General features: G+C 38.9%; 17 protein-coding genes. 8 read left to right on the top strand and 9 right to left on the bottom strand.

Annotated features, from left to right (window positions below; genetic code table 11):
- Nucleotides 1–7 precede the first annotated feature (7 nt).
- From FHR28_RS14190 to FHR28_RS14200, 3 genes are all read left to right on the top strand, one after another.
- On the top strand, nt 8–937 hold the full coding sequence (locus FHR28_RS14190) for an alpha/beta hydrolase (RefSeq protein WP_166782910.1): 930 nt from the start codon (nt 8–10) through the stop codon (nt 935–937).
- Nucleotides 938–1,007: 70 nt separating this feature from the next.
- Nucleotides 1,008–2,282 carry a replication-associated recombination protein A gene (locus FHR28_RS14195; protein WP_004718810.1) on the top strand — a complete coding sequence of 425 codons (1,275 nt, stop codon included), beginning with the start codon at nt 1,008–1,010 and terminating at the stop codon, nt 2,280–2,282.
- Between the two features lie 144 nt (nt 2,283–2,426).
- Nucleotides 2,427–4,775 carry a glycerophosphodiester phosphodiesterase family protein gene (locus tag FHR28_RS14200; RefSeq protein ID WP_166782911.1) on the top strand — a complete coding sequence of 783 codons (2,349 nt, stop codon included), beginning with the start codon at nt 2,427–2,429 and terminating at the stop codon, nt 4,773–4,775.
- Nucleotide 4,776: 1 nt separating this feature from the next.
- Here FHR28_RS14200 and FHR28_RS14205 read toward each other — a convergent pair whose 3' ends face one another.
- From FHR28_RS14205 to FHR28_RS14215, 3 genes are all read right to left on the bottom strand, one after another.
- Nucleotides 4,777–5,310, bottom strand: a complete 534-nt coding sequence (locus tag FHR28_RS14205) for a hypothetical protein (protein ID WP_166782912.1) — start codon at nt 5,308–5,310, stop codon at nt 4,777–4,779.
- 368 nt (nt 5,311–5,678) lie between these two features.
- Nucleotides 5,679–8,081 (bottom strand): TonB-dependent receptor plug domain-containing protein, encoded by a 2,403-nt coding sequence (locus tag FHR28_RS14210; protein WP_166782913.1) that lies wholly within the window; start codon nt 8,079–8,081, stop codon nt 5,679–5,681.
- Nucleotides 8,082–8,461: 380 nt separating this feature from the next.
- Complete coding sequence (locus FHR28_RS14215) at nt 8,462–8,650, bottom strand: heavy-metal-associated domain-containing protein (protein WP_004818287.1); 189 nt, start codon at nt 8,648–8,650, stop codon at nt 8,462–8,464.
- A gap of 237 nt (nt 8,651–8,887) precedes the next feature.
- On the opposite strand from FHR28_RS14215, the gene FHR28_RS14220 reads away from it, so the two are divergent.
- Entirely contained in the window at nt 8,888–9,448 is a 561-nt protein-coding gene (locus FHR28_RS14220) for a DUF4303 domain-containing protein (RefSeq protein ID WP_228722089.1), read from the top strand.
- 51 nt (nt 9,449–9,499) lie between these two features.
- Here FHR28_RS14220 and purC read toward each other — a convergent pair whose 3' ends face one another.
- The 3 genes from purC to dapA are packed head-to-tail and all read right to left on the bottom strand — an operon-like array spanning nt 9,500 to nt 11,777.
- Entirely contained in the window at nt 9,500–10,219 is a 720-nt protein-coding gene (purC, locus tag FHR28_RS14225) for a phosphoribosylaminoimidazolesuccinocarboxamide synthase (protein ID WP_166782914.1), read from the bottom strand.
- A gap of 37 nt (nt 10,220–10,256) precedes the next feature.
- Nucleotides 10,257–10,865 carry a hypothetical protein gene (locus tag FHR28_RS14230; RefSeq protein ID WP_004718797.1) on the bottom strand — a complete coding sequence of 203 codons (609 nt, stop codon included), beginning with the start codon at nt 10,863–10,865 and terminating at the stop codon, nt 10,257–10,259.
- A 15-nt stretch (nt 10,866–10,880) separates the two neighbouring features.
- Nucleotides 10,881–11,777, bottom strand: coding sequence for a 4-hydroxy-tetrahydrodipicolinate synthase (gene dapA, locus FHR28_RS14235; protein WP_151956677.1), 897 nt, complete (start codon nt 11,775–11,777; stop codon nt 10,881–10,883).
- A gap of 484 nt (nt 11,778–12,261) precedes the next feature.
- Here dapA and pncA point away from each other — a divergent pair, with 484 nt between their 5' ends.
- The gene (pncA, locus tag FHR28_RS14240; protein WP_166782915.1) at nt 12,262–12,897 is read left to right on the top strand and encodes a bifunctional nicotinamidase/pyrazinamidase; all 636 of its coding nucleotides are present in this window, start codon (nt 12,262–12,264) and stop codon (nt 12,895–12,897) included.
- 93 nt (nt 12,898–12,990) lie between these two features.
- Nucleotides 12,991–13,944 (top strand): bile acid:sodium symporter family protein, encoded by a 954-nt coding sequence (locus tag FHR28_RS14245; RefSeq protein ID WP_105713924.1) that lies wholly within the window; start codon nt 12,991–12,993, stop codon nt 13,942–13,944.
- Nucleotides 13,945–14,272: 328 nt separating this feature from the next.
- Here FHR28_RS14245 and FHR28_RS14250 read toward each other — a convergent pair whose 3' ends face one another.
- Both FHR28_RS14250 and FHR28_RS14255 read right to left on the bottom strand, forming a co-directional pair.
- On the bottom strand, nt 14,273–14,743 hold the full coding sequence (locus FHR28_RS14250; protein WP_171527367.1) for a DUF523 domain-containing protein: 471 nt from the start codon (nt 14,741–14,743) through the stop codon (nt 14,273–14,275).
- Complete coding sequence (locus FHR28_RS14255) at nt 14,743–15,261, bottom strand: GNAT family N-acetyltransferase (protein WP_166782916.1); 519 nt, start codon at nt 15,259–15,261, stop codon at nt 14,743–14,745. Before FHR28_RS14255 ends, FHR28_RS14250 begins: the two co-directional genes overlap by 1 nt.
- Before the next feature lie 105 nt (nt 15,262–15,366).
- On the opposite strand from FHR28_RS14255, the gene FHR28_RS14260 reads away from it, so the two are divergent.
- The gene (locus FHR28_RS14260) at nt 15,367–15,636 is read left to right on the top strand and encodes a DUF4031 domain-containing protein (protein WP_004718783.1); all 270 of its coding nucleotides are present in this window, start codon (nt 15,367–15,369) and stop codon (nt 15,634–15,636) included.
- Nucleotides 15,637–15,777: 141 nt separating this feature from the next.
- The gene (locus FHR28_RS14265) at nt 15,778–16,098 is read left to right on the top strand and encodes an ArsR/SmtB family transcription factor (protein WP_166782917.1); all 321 of its coding nucleotides are present in this window, start codon (nt 15,778–15,780) and stop codon (nt 16,096–16,098) included.
- Between the two features lie 111 nt (nt 16,099–16,209).
- Here the strand turns inward: FHR28_RS14265 and FHR28_RS14270 are convergent, their stop codons facing one another.
- A complete protein-coding gene (locus FHR28_RS14270) occupies nt 16,210–17,181 on the bottom strand; it encodes a cation diffusion facilitator family transporter (RefSeq protein WP_166782918.1) in 972 nt (323 codons plus the stop codon).
- Between the last annotated feature and the right edge of the window lie 190 nt (nt 17,182–17,371).

The following is a 17,371-nucleotide window of genomic DNA, read 5'->3' on the forward strand; positions in this document are numbered from 1 at the left end:
TTTTAAAATGTTTGCTTTATCTTGGTTATTCAAAAAAAGTGCATTCTGTTTATGTGCAATCAGCCTGAGTTTCGGTATTCACTGCAATGTTTATGCAAAACCAGATTTGCAAGCTTTAGGGCCAAATATTGCGGAGCAAGGCTCCAGTTACTATCAATTTCAAGTAAAAAATTTTCAATCCGCAGATCAACAACGGCATTATAAAGTTTGGGTCGGTATCCCTAAACACATCAATAAAAATAAGATCTTACCTGCTGTTTATATGTTAGATGGCAACTCTGCTATGGCGCGTTTAGATGAGTCACTGTTAAAAAAACTATCCGAACAAGACAGCCCCGTGTTGGTGGCTATAGGCTATCAAACCCAGTTACCGTTTGAGTCCGCTTCACGGTCTGTAGACTACACACCTGCCGATGAATCTGGGAAAGTGGCGGCTGACCCACGCAATCCTGAACGTATGGCAGGCGGTAGTGCACAATTTAGACAGGTGCTGTTTGAAAAAATTATGCCGTGGGTCAATACGCAAGTAAAACTGGATAAGCAACGTACCGCATTATGGGGACATTCTTATGCTGGTTTATTTGTTTTAGATACCCTTTTAAATAGTCAAAGCACAGATAATAAGTTTTCACACTATTTTTCAGCCAGTCCATCTCTCACATGGGCAGATTCTCGATTACTCAAAGCCGTTGAAAAAGCCCCACCTGAGCAATTAAAAAATAAAAAATTATGGGTGATGGAAGGTGACATTATTCAGTCTACAACTGGACCAATCAGCCCAAATGCAGATCGGGACATGATTCAAAATAACCGTCAATTGGTTTTAGATTTGGCCAGTAAAGGCGTAGATGCAAAATTAATGCTTTATCCACACCTCAGTCATGGTCAAGTATTTCAGGCCTCATTAATGGATGTTTTGCAGAATCGATTATTTTAAAGCTGAAAGTGCAATATTGATGATTTTCCATAGTAGACTAAGGACAGCATTCATCAATTAAAAAAGCAGTATGTCAGACACTCAAATTCCGCTTCCAGAACGTTTACGTCCACGTGATTTGTCTGAAATTATTGGGCAAGATCATTTACTCGGTGTCGCAGCACCACTCCGTCAAATGATTGATCAAGGGCATTTACCCTCGATTATTTTTTGGGGGCCGCCTGGTGTTGGAAAAACCACCATCGCATTGTTATTGGCTCAAGCAGTCGATCGTACATTTATTAGCTTATCTGCCTTAAATACAGGGGTAAAAGAGCTCCGTGAGGTGATTGCTGACAGCGGTGATTTATTAACACCGGTGGTGTTTATTGATGAAATTCATCGTTTTAATAAGTCGCAACAAGATGCCTTATTGAATGCGGTTGAAAAAGGCAAAATTACCCTGATCGGTGCGACCACTGAAAACCCTTCATTTGAAGTCAACAGTGCTTTGCTGTCTCGTTGTCAGGTGTATACCTTAAATGGATTAAGTAATGAGGCGATTCAAGAACTCATTTTACGCGCGATTCAACAAGATAAATTTTTAAAAGACCGCCATATCCAGATTGAAGAATTTGATGCATTGGTTCAATTTGCTGCGGGTGATGCACGTAAGGCACTTAATTTAATCGATTTAATTGCCAGTACCTTTGAGTCCGATATTGAAAATATTGTGACCAATGCGATCGTGGTCAAAGTTGCGCAACAGAACATTGCACGCTATGACAAATCAGGTGAGCAGCATTATGATCTTGTGTCTGCGTTTATTAAATCTATTCGAGGTAGTGATCCTGATGCAACGTTGTATTGGATGGCACGTATGCTTAAAGGCGGTGAAGATCCGGTTTTTATCGCTCGTCGTATGTTGATCGCTGCTTCAGAAGATATTGGTAACTCAAATCCAAATGCCTTGCTTTTAGCGGGCGAATGTTTCCGCTCGGTTCAAGCGATAGGCATGCCTGAGTGTCGAATTATTTTAGGCCAATGCGCAGTTTATCTGGCAACCAGTGCAAAGAGTAACAGCACTTATTTGGCGATCAATAAAGCCTTAGAACTTGCAGAAAAAACGTCCAACCTACCTGTGCCACTCCATTTACGTAATGCACCGACCAAGCTTATGAAACAACAAGGCTATGGTGTGGATTATCTTTATCCTCATAACTACCCTGAAAATTTTGTGCTACAGGAATATTTACCACCTGAATTGAAAGGCACAAAATTATATGAGTCTGCTCGTAATAAGCGTGAAGTTGAAGGTGAGCGTTTACAGCAACGTCGTTGGCAACAAGAACAGCAGCAACAATAGTTGTGAAGTTTATTTGCTTAGGCATCTTTTAAATAGATGTTCTATTTTATATAAAGGTTTAAAATATCGGCAAAATTTAAATTAGGCTGACACCATTTTAGAAATACGCTTGAGCAAAGTGCTTCTAAATGGTTTAGAAATTTTATGAAATTATCCGTTTTATCTTTTGCTGTTTTAATTTCTTTGCCGATGTTGAGCCATGCTGAGCTTGCAAGTAAAATTTCGACCCAAAATCAGCCTAAACTTGCTTCGCAACAGCTTAAAACACTTTATCAACAAAGTTTTGTTCAGCAAAAAACAATTCCTCAAGGCTGGCGTATTCCTGGCAACAATGCCGGCAATGTCTATGTTGAGAATGGGATGCTTCATATTGATGGTCGAGCAAATTCAGTCAGTCCGACCTCAATTTTATTACCGCAAAATCTTGAAAAACAGCAAAATTATCGCATTGATCTCGAATTTACTTTAGACCAAGCTGTCAATAACTCGCGTTGGGGCAGTGTGATTTATGATGTCACAGAAACTCAGGGGGTGATTCCAAGCAGTTATTATCAATTTACCCTCAGAACAGATACCACTGCAAAAAATGGTACGGAGTTTGGTCGTCATAAAAGTAACGGGCAGTGGGAGGTCTCTGAAACGAAAGCATTTTCGGAGAACATCAAAGCAAATCAATGGTATAAAGCCAGCATTGTGGTCTCTGGACAACGGGTACAACACTATTTAAACCACCAGTTAATGCAAGATGTAGAACTTGACCAAGGATCTGCCAAAGGCGGCATCGGGCTTTCAGCAACAGGCCTAGTCTTAAAAGTTAAAAATATTCAAGTCTCTGAACAAACCAGTGCATTGCCAGACTTAGCCAATAAAGTCACTCAAGTACAAGAAATTCAAACTAATGTCGCTTTGGCACCGACGCTAATTCAAAAAGTTAAAAATACCAGCAGTCCATTAAATTCAACTAATCAGTTATATTATCAATTAGATGCCAATTTAAACTTGCTTGATCAGACAGGGCAGGTGGTTGAAACATTACAACAATATTTGGTGAATCCACAGCGCAATACCATTCCTGTTTTAGAAATCAAAGATCCCAAAAGCATTGAAGCCTTAAAATTACTCTCTAAATCTCACGATATGAGCGATATTACTGTATTGTCGAAAAGTGATGATTTACTCAAGTCTGCGCATCAAATTGTACCTACGCTTCGAACAGCATTAGATTTAAGTCGCGAAAATTTAAAGGAGAGTCATGCAAGTCTTTCTGAAATTATGCGTCGTACTAATCAGGCCTATGCACGCATCGTGGTTCTTCCGCATAGTCTTGCCAACAAATCGAGTGTCAGCTTTATTCAACGTCATTTAATGACAGTGTGGGTTGATACCCCAGCACATGATCCGCAGGATGTCGCCAGTATTTTGACTTCAGGTGTGAATGGGATTATTACAACGCAAAGTACGCTATTTGCCAGTGTCTTAAAACAATTTCCAAAAAATACTTTATTGCGTAAACCCTTTATTATTGGGCATCGTGGTGTACCCAGTTTAGAAGATGAAAATACTTTAGAAAGTGCAAAACATGCAGTTGCTTTGGGTGCAGATATTGTTGAAAACGATATTTATTTAACCAAAGACCAGCATCTTGTGGTGATGCATGATGCAACAGTGGATCGTACTACGCGTTCAACAGGTAAAATTGAAGAAATGAGCCTTGCGCAGGTTCAGCAATTAAAATCTAAAAACAAAGCTTATCCAATACCGACCCTTGCAGAATATTTCACTACATTTAAGCACAATCCAAACTTTGTACTAATGATCGAAATGAAAAGTGCCAATCCAGCATTGGTTGCAAAAATGCAGGATGAAATTAAAAAGTACCAAGTTGAAAATCAAGTCGTCACGACCTCATTTAATTCAGATCAAGTTGCGCGTGCGCAGTCACAATTGTCTGAGATACCACGAGGGTTATTGGTTGGAAGTATGCCCAATAGCCGCAATACTTTAATTGCCGCCAAACAAATCAATGCCGATGTTCAGAAATATAATTCAACGTATAACCCTGCTTATCGTGCTGATTTGATCAATCTTTTAGAAACGACCAAGCACCGTGGAATCAGTTTTTGGCCTTGGGCATTGAATGATGAAACATTTAAAAAATTATATATTGCAGGGACCTACGGGATAACCACCAATTCTGCGCAACTTTATGCAAAATACATCGTTGATATTCAAGCACCCAAAAATGTCAAAGTAAAAGCTGAACAGCCGGTATTACTCAATGCGCAATTGGTTCAGCAAGATGGCGTGAAACTCAATCAACAACTCAGTAATTTTGTCGTTTTATCTGGTTCTGCAAAACATGAGATTAAAAATGGTCAGTTGAGTTTCTCTGAAAAGGGCACTGCATATGTTTTGGCAGGTTATAAATATCAGATTGATGCACAAAACTACTATCAAATCTTTTCAGCCCCTATAAAGGTCATCATCCAGTAGCTTATTTTATGGCATCTGTTTGAAATGGGAGTTTTACATCTTTGGGGAAATTTGGAAAAAGTGTAAACAACATTTGAGGATTATTCTTTAGTCCTGCACCGTCCAGATAGGTCCATTGATGTGATTGTAGTGAACGAATGGCGACCATAAATGAGGGCGATGCTGCTTGAATTTGACCCGCAACTTTCATGGTGATGGTTTTGGGTACAAAGCAAATTTCTTCACGATCTACGATATAGCTATAAAGTGGCGGCTTTGATTGTACATTGACAATTTCTACCTGTGATTTGGTAAGCAGATTTTGAGCGTATTGAAGCAGCTGTTGATAAACTTCTGCACCACCAACATAATTGATCAGAGATGGATGGGTTTTTTGTTGCATAAATGAATAATCATTTTTCTTTAAATCTTGTCCTAATTGATCTAAGTCAGGCGCAATAATTTTAGGATAATCTTGCTGACAGCTTAACTCTTCCGCCTGTGCAGGATTTAAAATGATCAAGAATAAAATGACAGCATAAATTGTTTTTATCATGTTGGATTAAATCTGAATATCGTTTGTTTTGAGTATATAAGTTTCTTAAAAAAAGTTCATCAGCAATCCAAGCTTACCGATACTCGCTGATCCAACAGGAGATTTTGTAACGTGTCTCTGTTCATCTCTGAAAAGTTAGGTAGCACCTACACAAATTGATTTAAACTTTCAAAGCAAAGTGTGCAATGAATGTTTTTAAAATCAAACAACTTATTTGCCCATAGAATTGATTTAATTAAAATTATGAATGAAGAAAATTATATTCTAGTCTATGCGTTTCTAAACCGGTTGAGGATATACCCAATAACGACACACATAAAAAACCGAGCCATTCAACTCGGTTTTAAGCCCTTGGTTAACTTTAACCCCTACCACTTATAATTAATTTTGCCGTAATAGAACGCACCATTAAAACCAAACGGTGAGAACTGGCTGTATTGCAAACTTCCGCCAGTAGGTTTGTTGATGTCATAAACATCTTTATCAGGATAAACATTGGTAATGTTGTCTCCCCCAACAGTAAATTTCCAATTGTTTAATTGGTATGTCAGTGCTAAATCCAACAGCCATTTTGCAGAAAATTTCTGATCACTGGCAGCACCTGAGTTACTGTAAGTTTCGAAGCTACCATAACGCGTGATATTGGTATTGATACCAAAATTTCCAATTTTATAATCATTGGCTAAACTGAACTTATGTTCAGGCGTGCTTCCTGCCAATAGACCATATTGTTCACGACGGTCTAAACGGGTGAGGTTGACACCCAAGGCATTTAAAATCTCAGGGTTTTTATCGACATCGGTGACTTTATTGCGATTAAAATTATATGCCAAAGATGTGGTTAACTCGCCATAAGGCAGGTTTTTCCATTGGTAATTGGCAACTAAATCTACACCACGAGTGCGGGTATTACTGGCATTATTAAAGAAACGAACCGTGCTGAAATTGGTATCGGTAATCCCTTTAGACACCAAATAAGCGCGAACAGCGGGGCTGCTGGCATTGATATTTGAAGATAAGCTAATGCGGTCATCAATATCAATTTGGTAGGCATCCAAAGTTACATATAGGTTTTTAGTTGGGGTAAGTACCAAGCCAAGGCTATAATTCTTTGATTTTTCAGCTTTTAAGTCTTCTGCGCCGAGCAATTGTGCAACTTGTGAAGAACTTGGAAATGTTCCAGCCTCAACAAACTGTCCATTGACCAATTGCGAAGAGGTTTGGGTGAAATATTGTTGTGCTAGACTCGGTGCGCGAAAGCCTGTAGAAACTGAGCCACGTACCGCAACTTGAGGTAAAAGCTTATAACGTAACGAAAGAGATGCATTATTGGTGTCCCCAAAGTCATCATATTTCTCATAACGATAGGCTGTAGATGCTGAAAGTTTTTGGGTAATATCTGTTTCTAAATCGAGATATCCTGCATAACTGTCACGTGTCCATTTCCCGGCATCTGCTTGGCGAAAGCCTGATAAACCTGAAGAACCACTTTTATAATAAGAGGCAGGATTGCCTGCTTTGATTTGATATTGTTGGTTTAAATATTGGGCACCAAACGCGACATTTAATGGACTTGCAAAAGCAGAGATCTCAAATTCTTTTGACAAATCAATATTATAAACAGCTTGGGTATTCTTTAACTGTCCATTATGGAATGAATTTGGTGTTGAACCTGTATCTTTGTATAGATCGACATTGATGGTTTTTGTATTTACATCATATTGGTTTAAGCCATAATTGGCTGAAACATCATAGCGCCAATCTGCGACTTCCCCACGTAAGCCTGCAACGGCACTAAAGTCATCCAATTGACCGCGAATCAGCGGTAAATAACCATTTGGAAATAATGCAGGTACATTGTTCGAGGCATTACTCAAACGATAGAACCCAGCAGTTTCTGCATTACGATGGCTATAGGTTGAAAAACCATATAATTCAACAGTATCACTAAGGTCAAAACCAGCATTAACAGAAGCTTTTACCTCATCAGATTTTGGATCACCAAAACGAAAAGTTCTTTGTCCGTATGTAGTGGCGTTTGGATCACGAAGGTCTAAACCTGCGCGATTGGTTGCTTCATTGTCCTGCCATTCACCAGAAAAAATGGCATAACCATAATTGCCCAGTTGAGTACCGCCCGAAACATAGGATTGTTTTTGTTCACCATCACCTTTGTCATAAATACCGTAGCGAATACCTGCATCACCTGTTTTAGGATCAGACTTTAAGATAATGTTGACGACACCAGCAATTGCATCTGAACCATAGCGAGCAGACGCACCTTCTCTAAGTACTTCAATACGGCTGATAGCAGAAATCGGAATGGCATTTAAATCGGTCGGTGCCGAACCGCGTCCAATGGTGCCCCCAAGGTTAATAAATGCCCCTGTATGGCGACGTTTGCCATTCACTAAAACCAAAACTTGATCAGGAGAAAGCCCTTTTAGTTGCACTGGGCGAACGAGTTCTGTTCCATCAACAACGGTTGGACGAGGAAAGTTAATCGAGGGGATAATTTTAGCCAGCGCCGTACCTAACTCACTTGAACCTGTACGTTCTGTCAATTCCGCTGCACTAATCACATCAATCGGTTGTAAGGAATCTGTTTTAGAACGTTTTAGCGAACGTGTACCTGTGACAACAATGGTATCAAGTGTTTTAACTTCTTGGGTGGCTGGAATCTGTTCCGCAGCGTATGCATGTGGATACAGAAATGTAAAAACTAAGCTGGCGGTCAGGCTTAATGAATATCGTTTTGATAATGTACGCATAACTCTATTTTGTAGCTCTTTTTGTAACGGTTTGTTGTGATCATAGTGAGCTTGAGGTTATTTAGAAAACAACTTTTAAAAATATAAATAGAATAAAATCTGCAAAGTGTATGGTTATTTAAAGTGTTCTCAGTTTAGAAATCTAGATTTTATCATGCGATGTTTTATGGGAAGTTTGATACACAATCTTTTGAAATTATTGATAAAGCGTATGATTTTGAATGGCTCAGTGATGAGGTGATGATATTGAATCAAGTTGATGAAATATAGTGATGATCAACAATTTACATCAGCAAAAGCTGGGTTTGATCAGTTTATATTTGCTTTAATGCAAAAGGGCTACCTTAAATTGATAGCCCTTTTCATCTTATCCAATCAGTTTAGCGTGGAGGAAAGCCCGCTTCTGATAAAGCATCAACCACTTGTTGCTGTGTTGCTGTTGTTTCAACTTTAACACTGTGACTTGGTGGATCGGCAATCACCTTAGCATTTTCATCTACAGATTGAATTGCTTTGGTTACACCACGTGCACAACCACCACAGGTCATATTTTCAATATAAAATTCCATATCTCACCCTGCTCTAAGAAGACTTAAACTTAAGATAAACCTTACCATAATTGTAAGGTCAAGTTTTAATGTTTAAAGTTTCATCGCAACGCTTTTTCAAAAATAATTTACAGTATTTTTAAGCCATCGATTGCTGAATTTTTTACGAATGCTAAATGCCAACATAGGCGAATGGTTTATATACAGAACTTATGCTTTGATAGTAAACTCTGCATTGAAATTGTGAATGATAAGAACATGATGATGAACAAAGACCATTTATATTCAGTGATTTACCAAGACATTCAAGATGCTTTCGCTGAGATTCAGCAGCTTACACAAGATCAGCATTTATGTGCTATTGGTTTGGGAATGGTTGAAGATTTCTGTGGTTTCTTTTATGTAGGATGCACATTAGAACAATTAAAAACCTTTGAAGACGTCTATGAAGCATGGTGGATTTCAGAATGGAGTTGTTCAAGTACTGCCAATAATCGTGTTCACGATGCAATCACGGCTTTGTATCAGGACTTGGGAGAGGATTATACAGATGAGCAATATAGCGAATTGCAAGCGCACTATCAAAAGACCATTATTCAAGCATTACAAGATTTAAGAACACAAGGAAAATTAAAAAACCAACAGGGTGAAGAAATTATTGTCATTATTCAATATGCAGACTCATCCGATGAAGATTTTGAGGACATTAGTTTCCCACAAATTAATCCTGAGTTTTTAGTGCCTTTATTTGAAAACCGCTTTCAGAAAAAAGCTGGTGAAAATTTATATGATTACCTATTAGAAAAATCAACATCTTAAAATAACAAACCGAGCTAAAAAGCTCGGTTTCTGAAGAATCAGTATCTAAAATTAGATATCTGAAAGATCTACACCAATGCGTGTAGCAACTTCTTCATAAGCCTCAACAACACCACCTAAACCTTGACGGAAACGGTCTTTGTCGAGTTTTTTCTTGGTGTCTTTATCCCATAGACGGCAACCGTCTGGAGAGAATTCGTCACCCAAAACGATATGGTCATGGAACACGCCAAATTCAAGTTTAAAATCAACAAGAAGCATGTTACCTTGAGCGAATAAGTCTTTCAGCACAACATTGACTTTTTGAGTCAATTCTTTCATTTGCGCCAATTGTTCAGCATTTGCCCAACCCAATGCAATTGCTTGAGACTCGTTCACCATAGGATCGCCTAAAGCGTCATCTTTGAAGAACAATTCAAATGTTGGTGGAACAAGCTCTAAACCTTCTTCAACACCCAAACGACGGCATAATGAACCTGCAGCATAATTACGCATTACACATTCAACAGGGATCATTTGCAATTTTTTCACTAAAACTTCAGTTGGAGAAAGAAGTTTTTCGAAGTGTGTTTCAATACCAGCTGCAGCCAGTTTTTCCATGATAAAGGCATTAAAACGGTTGTTCACCTTACCTTTACGGTCTAGTTGCTCTATTTTTTCGCCATTAAATGCAGAAGCATCGTCACGGAAAACTAGAATTAGATGATCCGCGCTATCTGTTTCATAAACAGATTTCGCTTTACCAGTATAGAGCAAGGTTTGTTTTAACATGGGGGAACCTTTTGCAAAAAAAAATTGCCTAGAACGACTAGGCTGGCCAGTTTTGGTAAATCTGGGTTAATAGTTCTGCAGCTTTTTCTTTGTCTGCAAAGCTATTATCGGCGTTAAACACAGCAAGTGTGTTACTTGAACCTACAGAATTAAGTTTCAATACATAAGTTGAATTATCGATTTTTACAGTTGCCTCATTGGCATTTTTGCTTTGGCCGATAACTTTATGATTTAAGCTACTGAGGGTCGCAAGTGCGTACTGCCAAATTGTAGCAGAATTTCCATCAATTTTGATCAGTGGATTGCCATTTCCATCAGTTAAAATTTGAGGACGACCAACACTTTCAGTTGATGCAGAAACTTCATCAGCAGGTGCACTGATTTGAGCAACATCTGGACGAGGAACCTCGTAACGGTTGCCTCGTTTATTTTCAAATTTTGGTGCATGCTGAAGTGCAAGAGGGTCAACAATAGGAGCTGGATACATTGGCGTTGCAGGTCTAACTGTTGAACCTTCAGGGTAGCTAAGTGGCTCTACAGTGGTCGTGTTTTTATAATCTAAAGAACCATTACTGATTCCAAGGGAACTACAACCCGCCAAGCTTAAAGCTGAAATGGCAAGAGTTAAACCTAAACGTAATTGCATAATACTAAGCTCTTATTAAATGAGACCCACTGCTTTGAGTTCTTCACGCAGTGGTGCACGGTATTGTTCTGCTAGGGGAGTTAATGGTAAGCGAATGCCAGTACCAATTAATTCCATTTCATGAAGTGCCCATTTCACTGGAATTGGGTTCGATTCGCAAAATAGAATATTGTTTAATTTTGCAACTTGGTCATCTTTGCTTTTCGCTGTTGCAGCATCACCTGCAATTGCAGCGGCACAAAGTTCGCTCATGATTTTTGGTGCAATATTTGCTGTCACTGAAATATTGCCGTGGGCGCCTAACTGAATCAATTCACTCGCAGTCGCATCATCACCTGAATACACCACCATGTTTTTGCCTTTTAAGCCATCAATCAGCTCTTTACCACGGGGAACATCGCCAGTCGCATCTTTAATTCCTACGATTTGAGGAATATCTGCTAAACGAATCGCGGTGTCGTTGTGCAGATCTACACCAGTACGACCAGGTACGTTGTAAAGAATGATAGGTAAATCAACAGCTTCAGCAATTGCCTTATAGTGTTGGAATAAACCTTCTTGCGTTGGTTTGTTATAATAAGGGGTAACTAAAAGTGCGGCATCTGCGCCGAGTTGTTTGGCTTCTTTGGTGAGTTCAATCGCTTCGTGTGTCGAGTTTGCACCAGTACCGGCAATAATTGGAATACGTTTATTGGCAACACGGATAATTTCTTTAATTACTTCTGTGTGTTCTGCCATGCTAAGAGTAGATGCTTCGCCAGTTGTACCGACAGCAACAATACTATTAGTGCCTTGTTCTATGTGCCACTCAACGAGCTTCTCGAGACCCTTCCAATCTACGCTGCCATCTTCAAACATAGGGGTGACGATTGCGACAATTGAGCCTTGAATGGTCTGTGCTTGCTGAGTCATTTTAAAAAAATATCCTATTTTTCCATCCACATGCGTTTGAGTAAACAAGGATTGGGATGGTTGCAGTATTTTGATTTGAGCGAGAAACAATCATCTTAAAGATTGCCTAATGCTTATGCAAATTATGACTGATTCAGCGTGTCAGAACAATATGCTTTAGTCAAAGCTTGGAAATTCTTTAACAAAAGCAACAAATCACTCACATTTCCAAGCAATTTTTTTAATTTTCAGTTTTTTATCAAACATGACCGGCATGCAGTTTTAATCCAAATGCAGGGTAAAATCTATCTTCGCTAGAAAACAATTTTCTATTGGGCGGCTGAGTCTCACCGTTTAGAATCTAGCGAACCGTTCTAGATGATTTCACGATTGATTTTGATAAGATGCTCGCAAATGTAGGCTTTTTTATTGTATGTTGAGTCATCGAGTATTTAAATTTTTACGATTAAAATAATAGTCATTTGGCCAATATAAGGGTAGTGAAATGTTGCAATCTGAGCGTAGTGCCTTGATCGTTGTTGATGTACAAAATGGTTTCACTTCAGGGGGAAATTTGGAAGTTGCCCATGCTGAGCAAATCATTCCAACCATCAATCAATTGGCACTACATTTTGACAATATTGTACTGACCCAAGATTGGCATCCTGAAAACCATATTTCATTTGTTGAGAATCATCCCAACCGTAAAGCTTATGAGCTGATTCAATTAGATTACGGTCCGCAAGTATTGTGGCCATCACACTGTGTACAAGGGACGCAAGATGCTAAATTCCATCCTGATCTAAACATACCAACCGCACAACTGATCATTCGTAAAGGCTTTCGTTCCCAAATTGACAGCTATTCAGCCTTTATGGAAGCTGATCATAAAACCACTACAGGCTTGGCGGGCTATCTTAAAGAACGCGGTATAGATACGGTGTATATCGTCGGGATTGCAACAGACTTCTGTGTCGCATGGACGGCCATGGATGCCGCCAAGTTAGGCTTTAAAGTCTTTGTGATTTCGGACGCCACCAAAGCGATTGATTTACATGGTTCTTTACAACATGCATGGCAGGAAATGCTGGCTGTCGGTGTAAAACGCATGATCTCAAAAGAGATTTTCAACGCAGCATAAGCATCAAGACTTGCATCATTTGAGAAATATTACTGCTTTAGAACATCTTGTTTTAAGATAAGCCGAAATCCTCAATCTGCTTGGGTAAGGACAATGTCAGCAATTTTACGTTTTAGTCAGTTTGTACAAAAAACTTTTGCTCTATGGGTTGTGGTCTTTGCCTTTATTGCCTTATGTTTTCCAGCAGCATTTGTCTGGATGAAAGCATATATTCCATGGGTTTTAGGGATTATCATGCTGGGGATGGGCATGACCATGACCGTAGATGAGTTTAAAAATGTCTTGTCAAATCCCAAAGCAGTTGTGATCGGTGTCGTTGCACATTTTGTGGTGATGCCCAGTGTGGCATTCTTTCTCTGTAAAGTTTTTAATTTACCACCCGAAATTGCGGTAGGGGTAATCCTTGTCGGCTGTTGCCCCGGAGGGACAGCATCCAATGTCATCACCTATATGGCCAAAGGAAATACTGCTTTATCCGTCACATGTACATCTGTTTCAACGTTTTTAGCGCCTATTTTGACACCTGCAATATTCTATGTGTTAGCCAGCCAGTGGATTCCGATTGATGCGGGTTCAATGTTTATCGACATTCTTAAAGTGGTAATTTTTCCAATTATTTTGGGCGTGATTTTAAGAAGCTTATTTAAACAAAAGACTGAGCAATATATTCAAGTGATGCCTTTGATCTCTGTGATTGCCATTGTGGTGATCGTGGCAGCAATTATTGCAGCCAGTAAGGCTTCAATTTTGCAATCGGGCTTGCTGATTTTGGGTGTGGTGATTTTACATAATGGTTTAGGCTTTTTATTAGGCTATTGGGCAAGTCGTGTATTCAACCTATCTTATCCTGACTCTAAAGCTGTTGCGATTGAAGTGGGGATGCAAAATTCTGGTTTAGGTGTGACCTTAGCGGCAATACATTTTGCAGCATCTCCAATAACCGCAGTGCCAAGTGCTATTTTTAGTTTATGGCATAATATTTCAGGGCCTGTTTTAGCCACCTATTGGGCAGCGAAAGCAGATAAAATGGCTGAAAATAAACAATAGGGTCTGTAGACATTTCATAAATGGCTTGCGTTGTAGGTTAAAATTGAGCAGGCAAGGCATGAAACGAAGAGAATAGCGAGACTATTTTCGAGTTTCATAACGAATGCTGAGATAATTTTAGCCACAACCCTTCGGGACTAGCGTGTTTTTTGCCGCTACGTCGTTACGAACCACTCATTTAGAATAACTAAATTTCGTATTTCGCGCCTAGTATCGCCTAAAAAACACACGTAGTCGCAAACATAGACGAATTGTCAACAGACCCTAATACTATTTTAAAATTTACCTTTCATTTAGAGAGCCTTGGCTCTCTTTTTATTTATAGTGCTTATTCATGCGCTAACTGTTTTAAAAACTCATCTTCAGTGAGTACGCTAAAGCCATGTTGTTCAAGTAGGGCTGCTGTAACCCCTTTGCCTGATATTTTATGCCCTGAAAATGATCCATCATAAATCATCTGTGAACCACAAGAAGGACTGTTGGCTTTTAAAATAATATGTGTAACTTGATGGTATTGGGCGAGTTTTAGGGTTTTTTCTGCACCTAGAATAAATTCAGCTGAAACATCATCACCATTGGCGTCTTTTACTTTGGCTTGTCCCCTTAAAACCTCATAACCATCACCACCTACGATTTCAGCAGGTTGCCGAGGTGTACTTAAGCCGCCTGAAACTTCAGGACAAATCACCACGGCTTGTTGAGTGTCTAGCAGTTGTTTAAGCTTGTGTTGTAGGCAGTTCTTGGCATCGTAGCGAACATTTTCACCTACAAGACATGCACTAATCAGATATTTTTTCATTATCTTGAGGTTAATTCGAGTTGCATTAAATCCATACCAATATCATATAAATCGGTTTTAAAGTCGATGTTTAATTTCTCTGTAAAAGCAAAATTTTGATAGAATTTTTTTGCACGCGTATTAGTTTTCAATACTTCTAAAAATACAGAAGCTTGTTGATGTTCACGTGCAATATCAATCGCATTTTGCATGAGTGCAGATGCAAAACTTTTTCCAACAGCATTTTCAAGCAAGTAAATTTTCTGTAATTCTGCACCAATAATATCTAGATGGGGCTCATATTGATTGAGATTTAGCTTGGCATATCCAATAATTTGCGCTTGTTCATTTTCAAGCAATAACCAAATTTGATCAGGATCTCGCAGAGATTCAGACAAATTTTCTAAACTAAAATTTTGATTGAGAAAGCTTTGTAGGCCTTGTTCTGACCAAAGATCAGCAAAATGTTGGCGATATGTGGTGCAAGCAAGCTGATTGAGTTGCTTGAGATGGATTGGTGTGGCTGGATAAATTTTCATTATATTTTGTCATCAAATGACGCTTTGCTATACCTTGAATTTGTATTCAATCATGGATGAATTTCATGGGATAATCAATCCGAAATAGGGAAAATGAATCTTGTTATGAGTGTGTATGTTGATCGTGCTAAAGTTCCGTTTAAAGGCCAAGAATGGTGTCATTTGATGGCAGATACACTGGAGGAATTACATCACTTTGCGCAAATGCTGGAAATCGATGCCCGTTTATTTCATCGCTCAGCTTCTTATCCGCATTATGATATTACCCTGCAAATGCGTGTGATGGCGATTGCTTATGGCGCAATTGATGCCGATCGAAAAACCATTATTGCTTGTGGAAAGAAGCTGAAGTTACAACTTAACCAATCTTTATAAAGAATTGGTTTTTTTATTCAAGCTTGATAAAACCGCACCTCCAGAAAAATACTTTATCGCGATTAAGTCTTGTCCTTATGAGAAGCACAAGAGTAGAATCTTTTATGATGAAAAATTATGAACAACGATTGTGATTAATATATGACTTTTAAAGACGGCTCAACAGAAATATCGCAAGACGAGATTATCATTCTGGCTGAAACTTTTCGGCTTTTAGGAGATGCCTCACGTCTCAGAATTCTTATGTTCTGTATGCGTGGACCTAGTCCAGTTGGCGATATCTGTGAAGCACTCGATTTATCGCAATCTTTGGTTAGTCATCATTTACGTTTATTACGCTCAGCACGTTTGGTTAAAAGTGAGCGTCAGGCCAAACAAGTCTTATATGAAATCGCTGATACGCATGTCAGCCATGTTTTGTCTGATATGGCAAAACATATTGCAGAAGAGCAGTGTGGTTAAATTTTCTATTTTTTAAATCGATTATTAAAAGCAAAGTGAATTTCAAAATGTGGATGCCACAAGGCAACAATCAATGACCTTGTGGCGCTTTGTGCTTGATCCATATTGATCTTAATGACTATGTCCAGCATGAGGATCAATTTTTGTCGGTTTTTCAAGGCTACAGCTGCTATCACCTTGCCAATCAATCGCGACAGTTGGATGTTCAATATCAAATTTGGTTTTTAATTCATGTTCAATTTGTTCGGTGAGTGTCTTGATATCAACACCTGCTTCAGGTTGGACATGTAATGTTGCCATTGCTCTTCCTGAAGTAATCATCCATACATGAATATGGCTAATTTTCTGAATGCCTTGAACGGATTTTAATAAGTGAGTGGTGATATCTGTTGTATTCGCATTGGCTGGCGCACCTTCTAATAAAATATGAATGGTTTGTTTAAACAAAGACCATGCACTGCGCAATACAAGTAATGACACAAGCACAGACAAAATCGGATCAATCGGTGTCCAGCCAGAGTACCAGATGACGATTGCAGCGATAATTGCAGCAACAGAACCCAATAAGTCACCCATCACGTGCAGAATTGCACCTTTGATATTTACATGATCCGTATCATCTCGTGTGAGATACCATAAAATAAAGATATTCACCAACATACCAACAATTGCGACGATAAACATCGGTCCTGCAAGTACGGGTTGAGGTGATTGAAAGCGTACAATCGCTTCATAGACGATCCATCCAACAATCCCAAACAGGGTTAGAGAATTGATCAGACCTGCAATTACTTCAAAGCGCATATAGCCGAAAGTACGTGATTTATCCGCAGTACGACGCCCAAAGCGAAACGCTGCATATGCTAATCCTAATGCAAGTGCATCCGTCATCATATGGCCTGCATCAGCTAACAGTGCCAGTGAACCAGATATGATTCCCCCAGCAGCTTCAACAAGCATAAAACTGAAAATAATGAAGAAAGAAATCAGAATTTTTCTTTCATTTCCTGTAGTTGCTTCAGGTACATGTGCGTGGTTGTGATCACTATGGCTATTATGGGGGTGATTATGATTGTGTCCCATAAGGACCTCTGAATTGGATTATTTACATATGAATATATGTTCATATGTTTGTTTTGTCAAATAACTTCATGTTAATTTTTTATTGTATTGTGAATCAAAAAATTCAAAAAACTGATGCCATAAGGCACTTAGGTTTAATAAAACAGAATAGAAATAAAGTTTTTAAAACGAACTAATTCACTTTCGAGCT

It is taken from the genome of Acinetobacter sp. BIGb0196 (assembly GCF_011759595.1).
GTDB classification, from domain to species: Bacteria; Pseudomonadota; Gammaproteobacteria; order Pseudomonadales; family Moraxellaceae; genus Acinetobacter; species Acinetobacter guillouiae.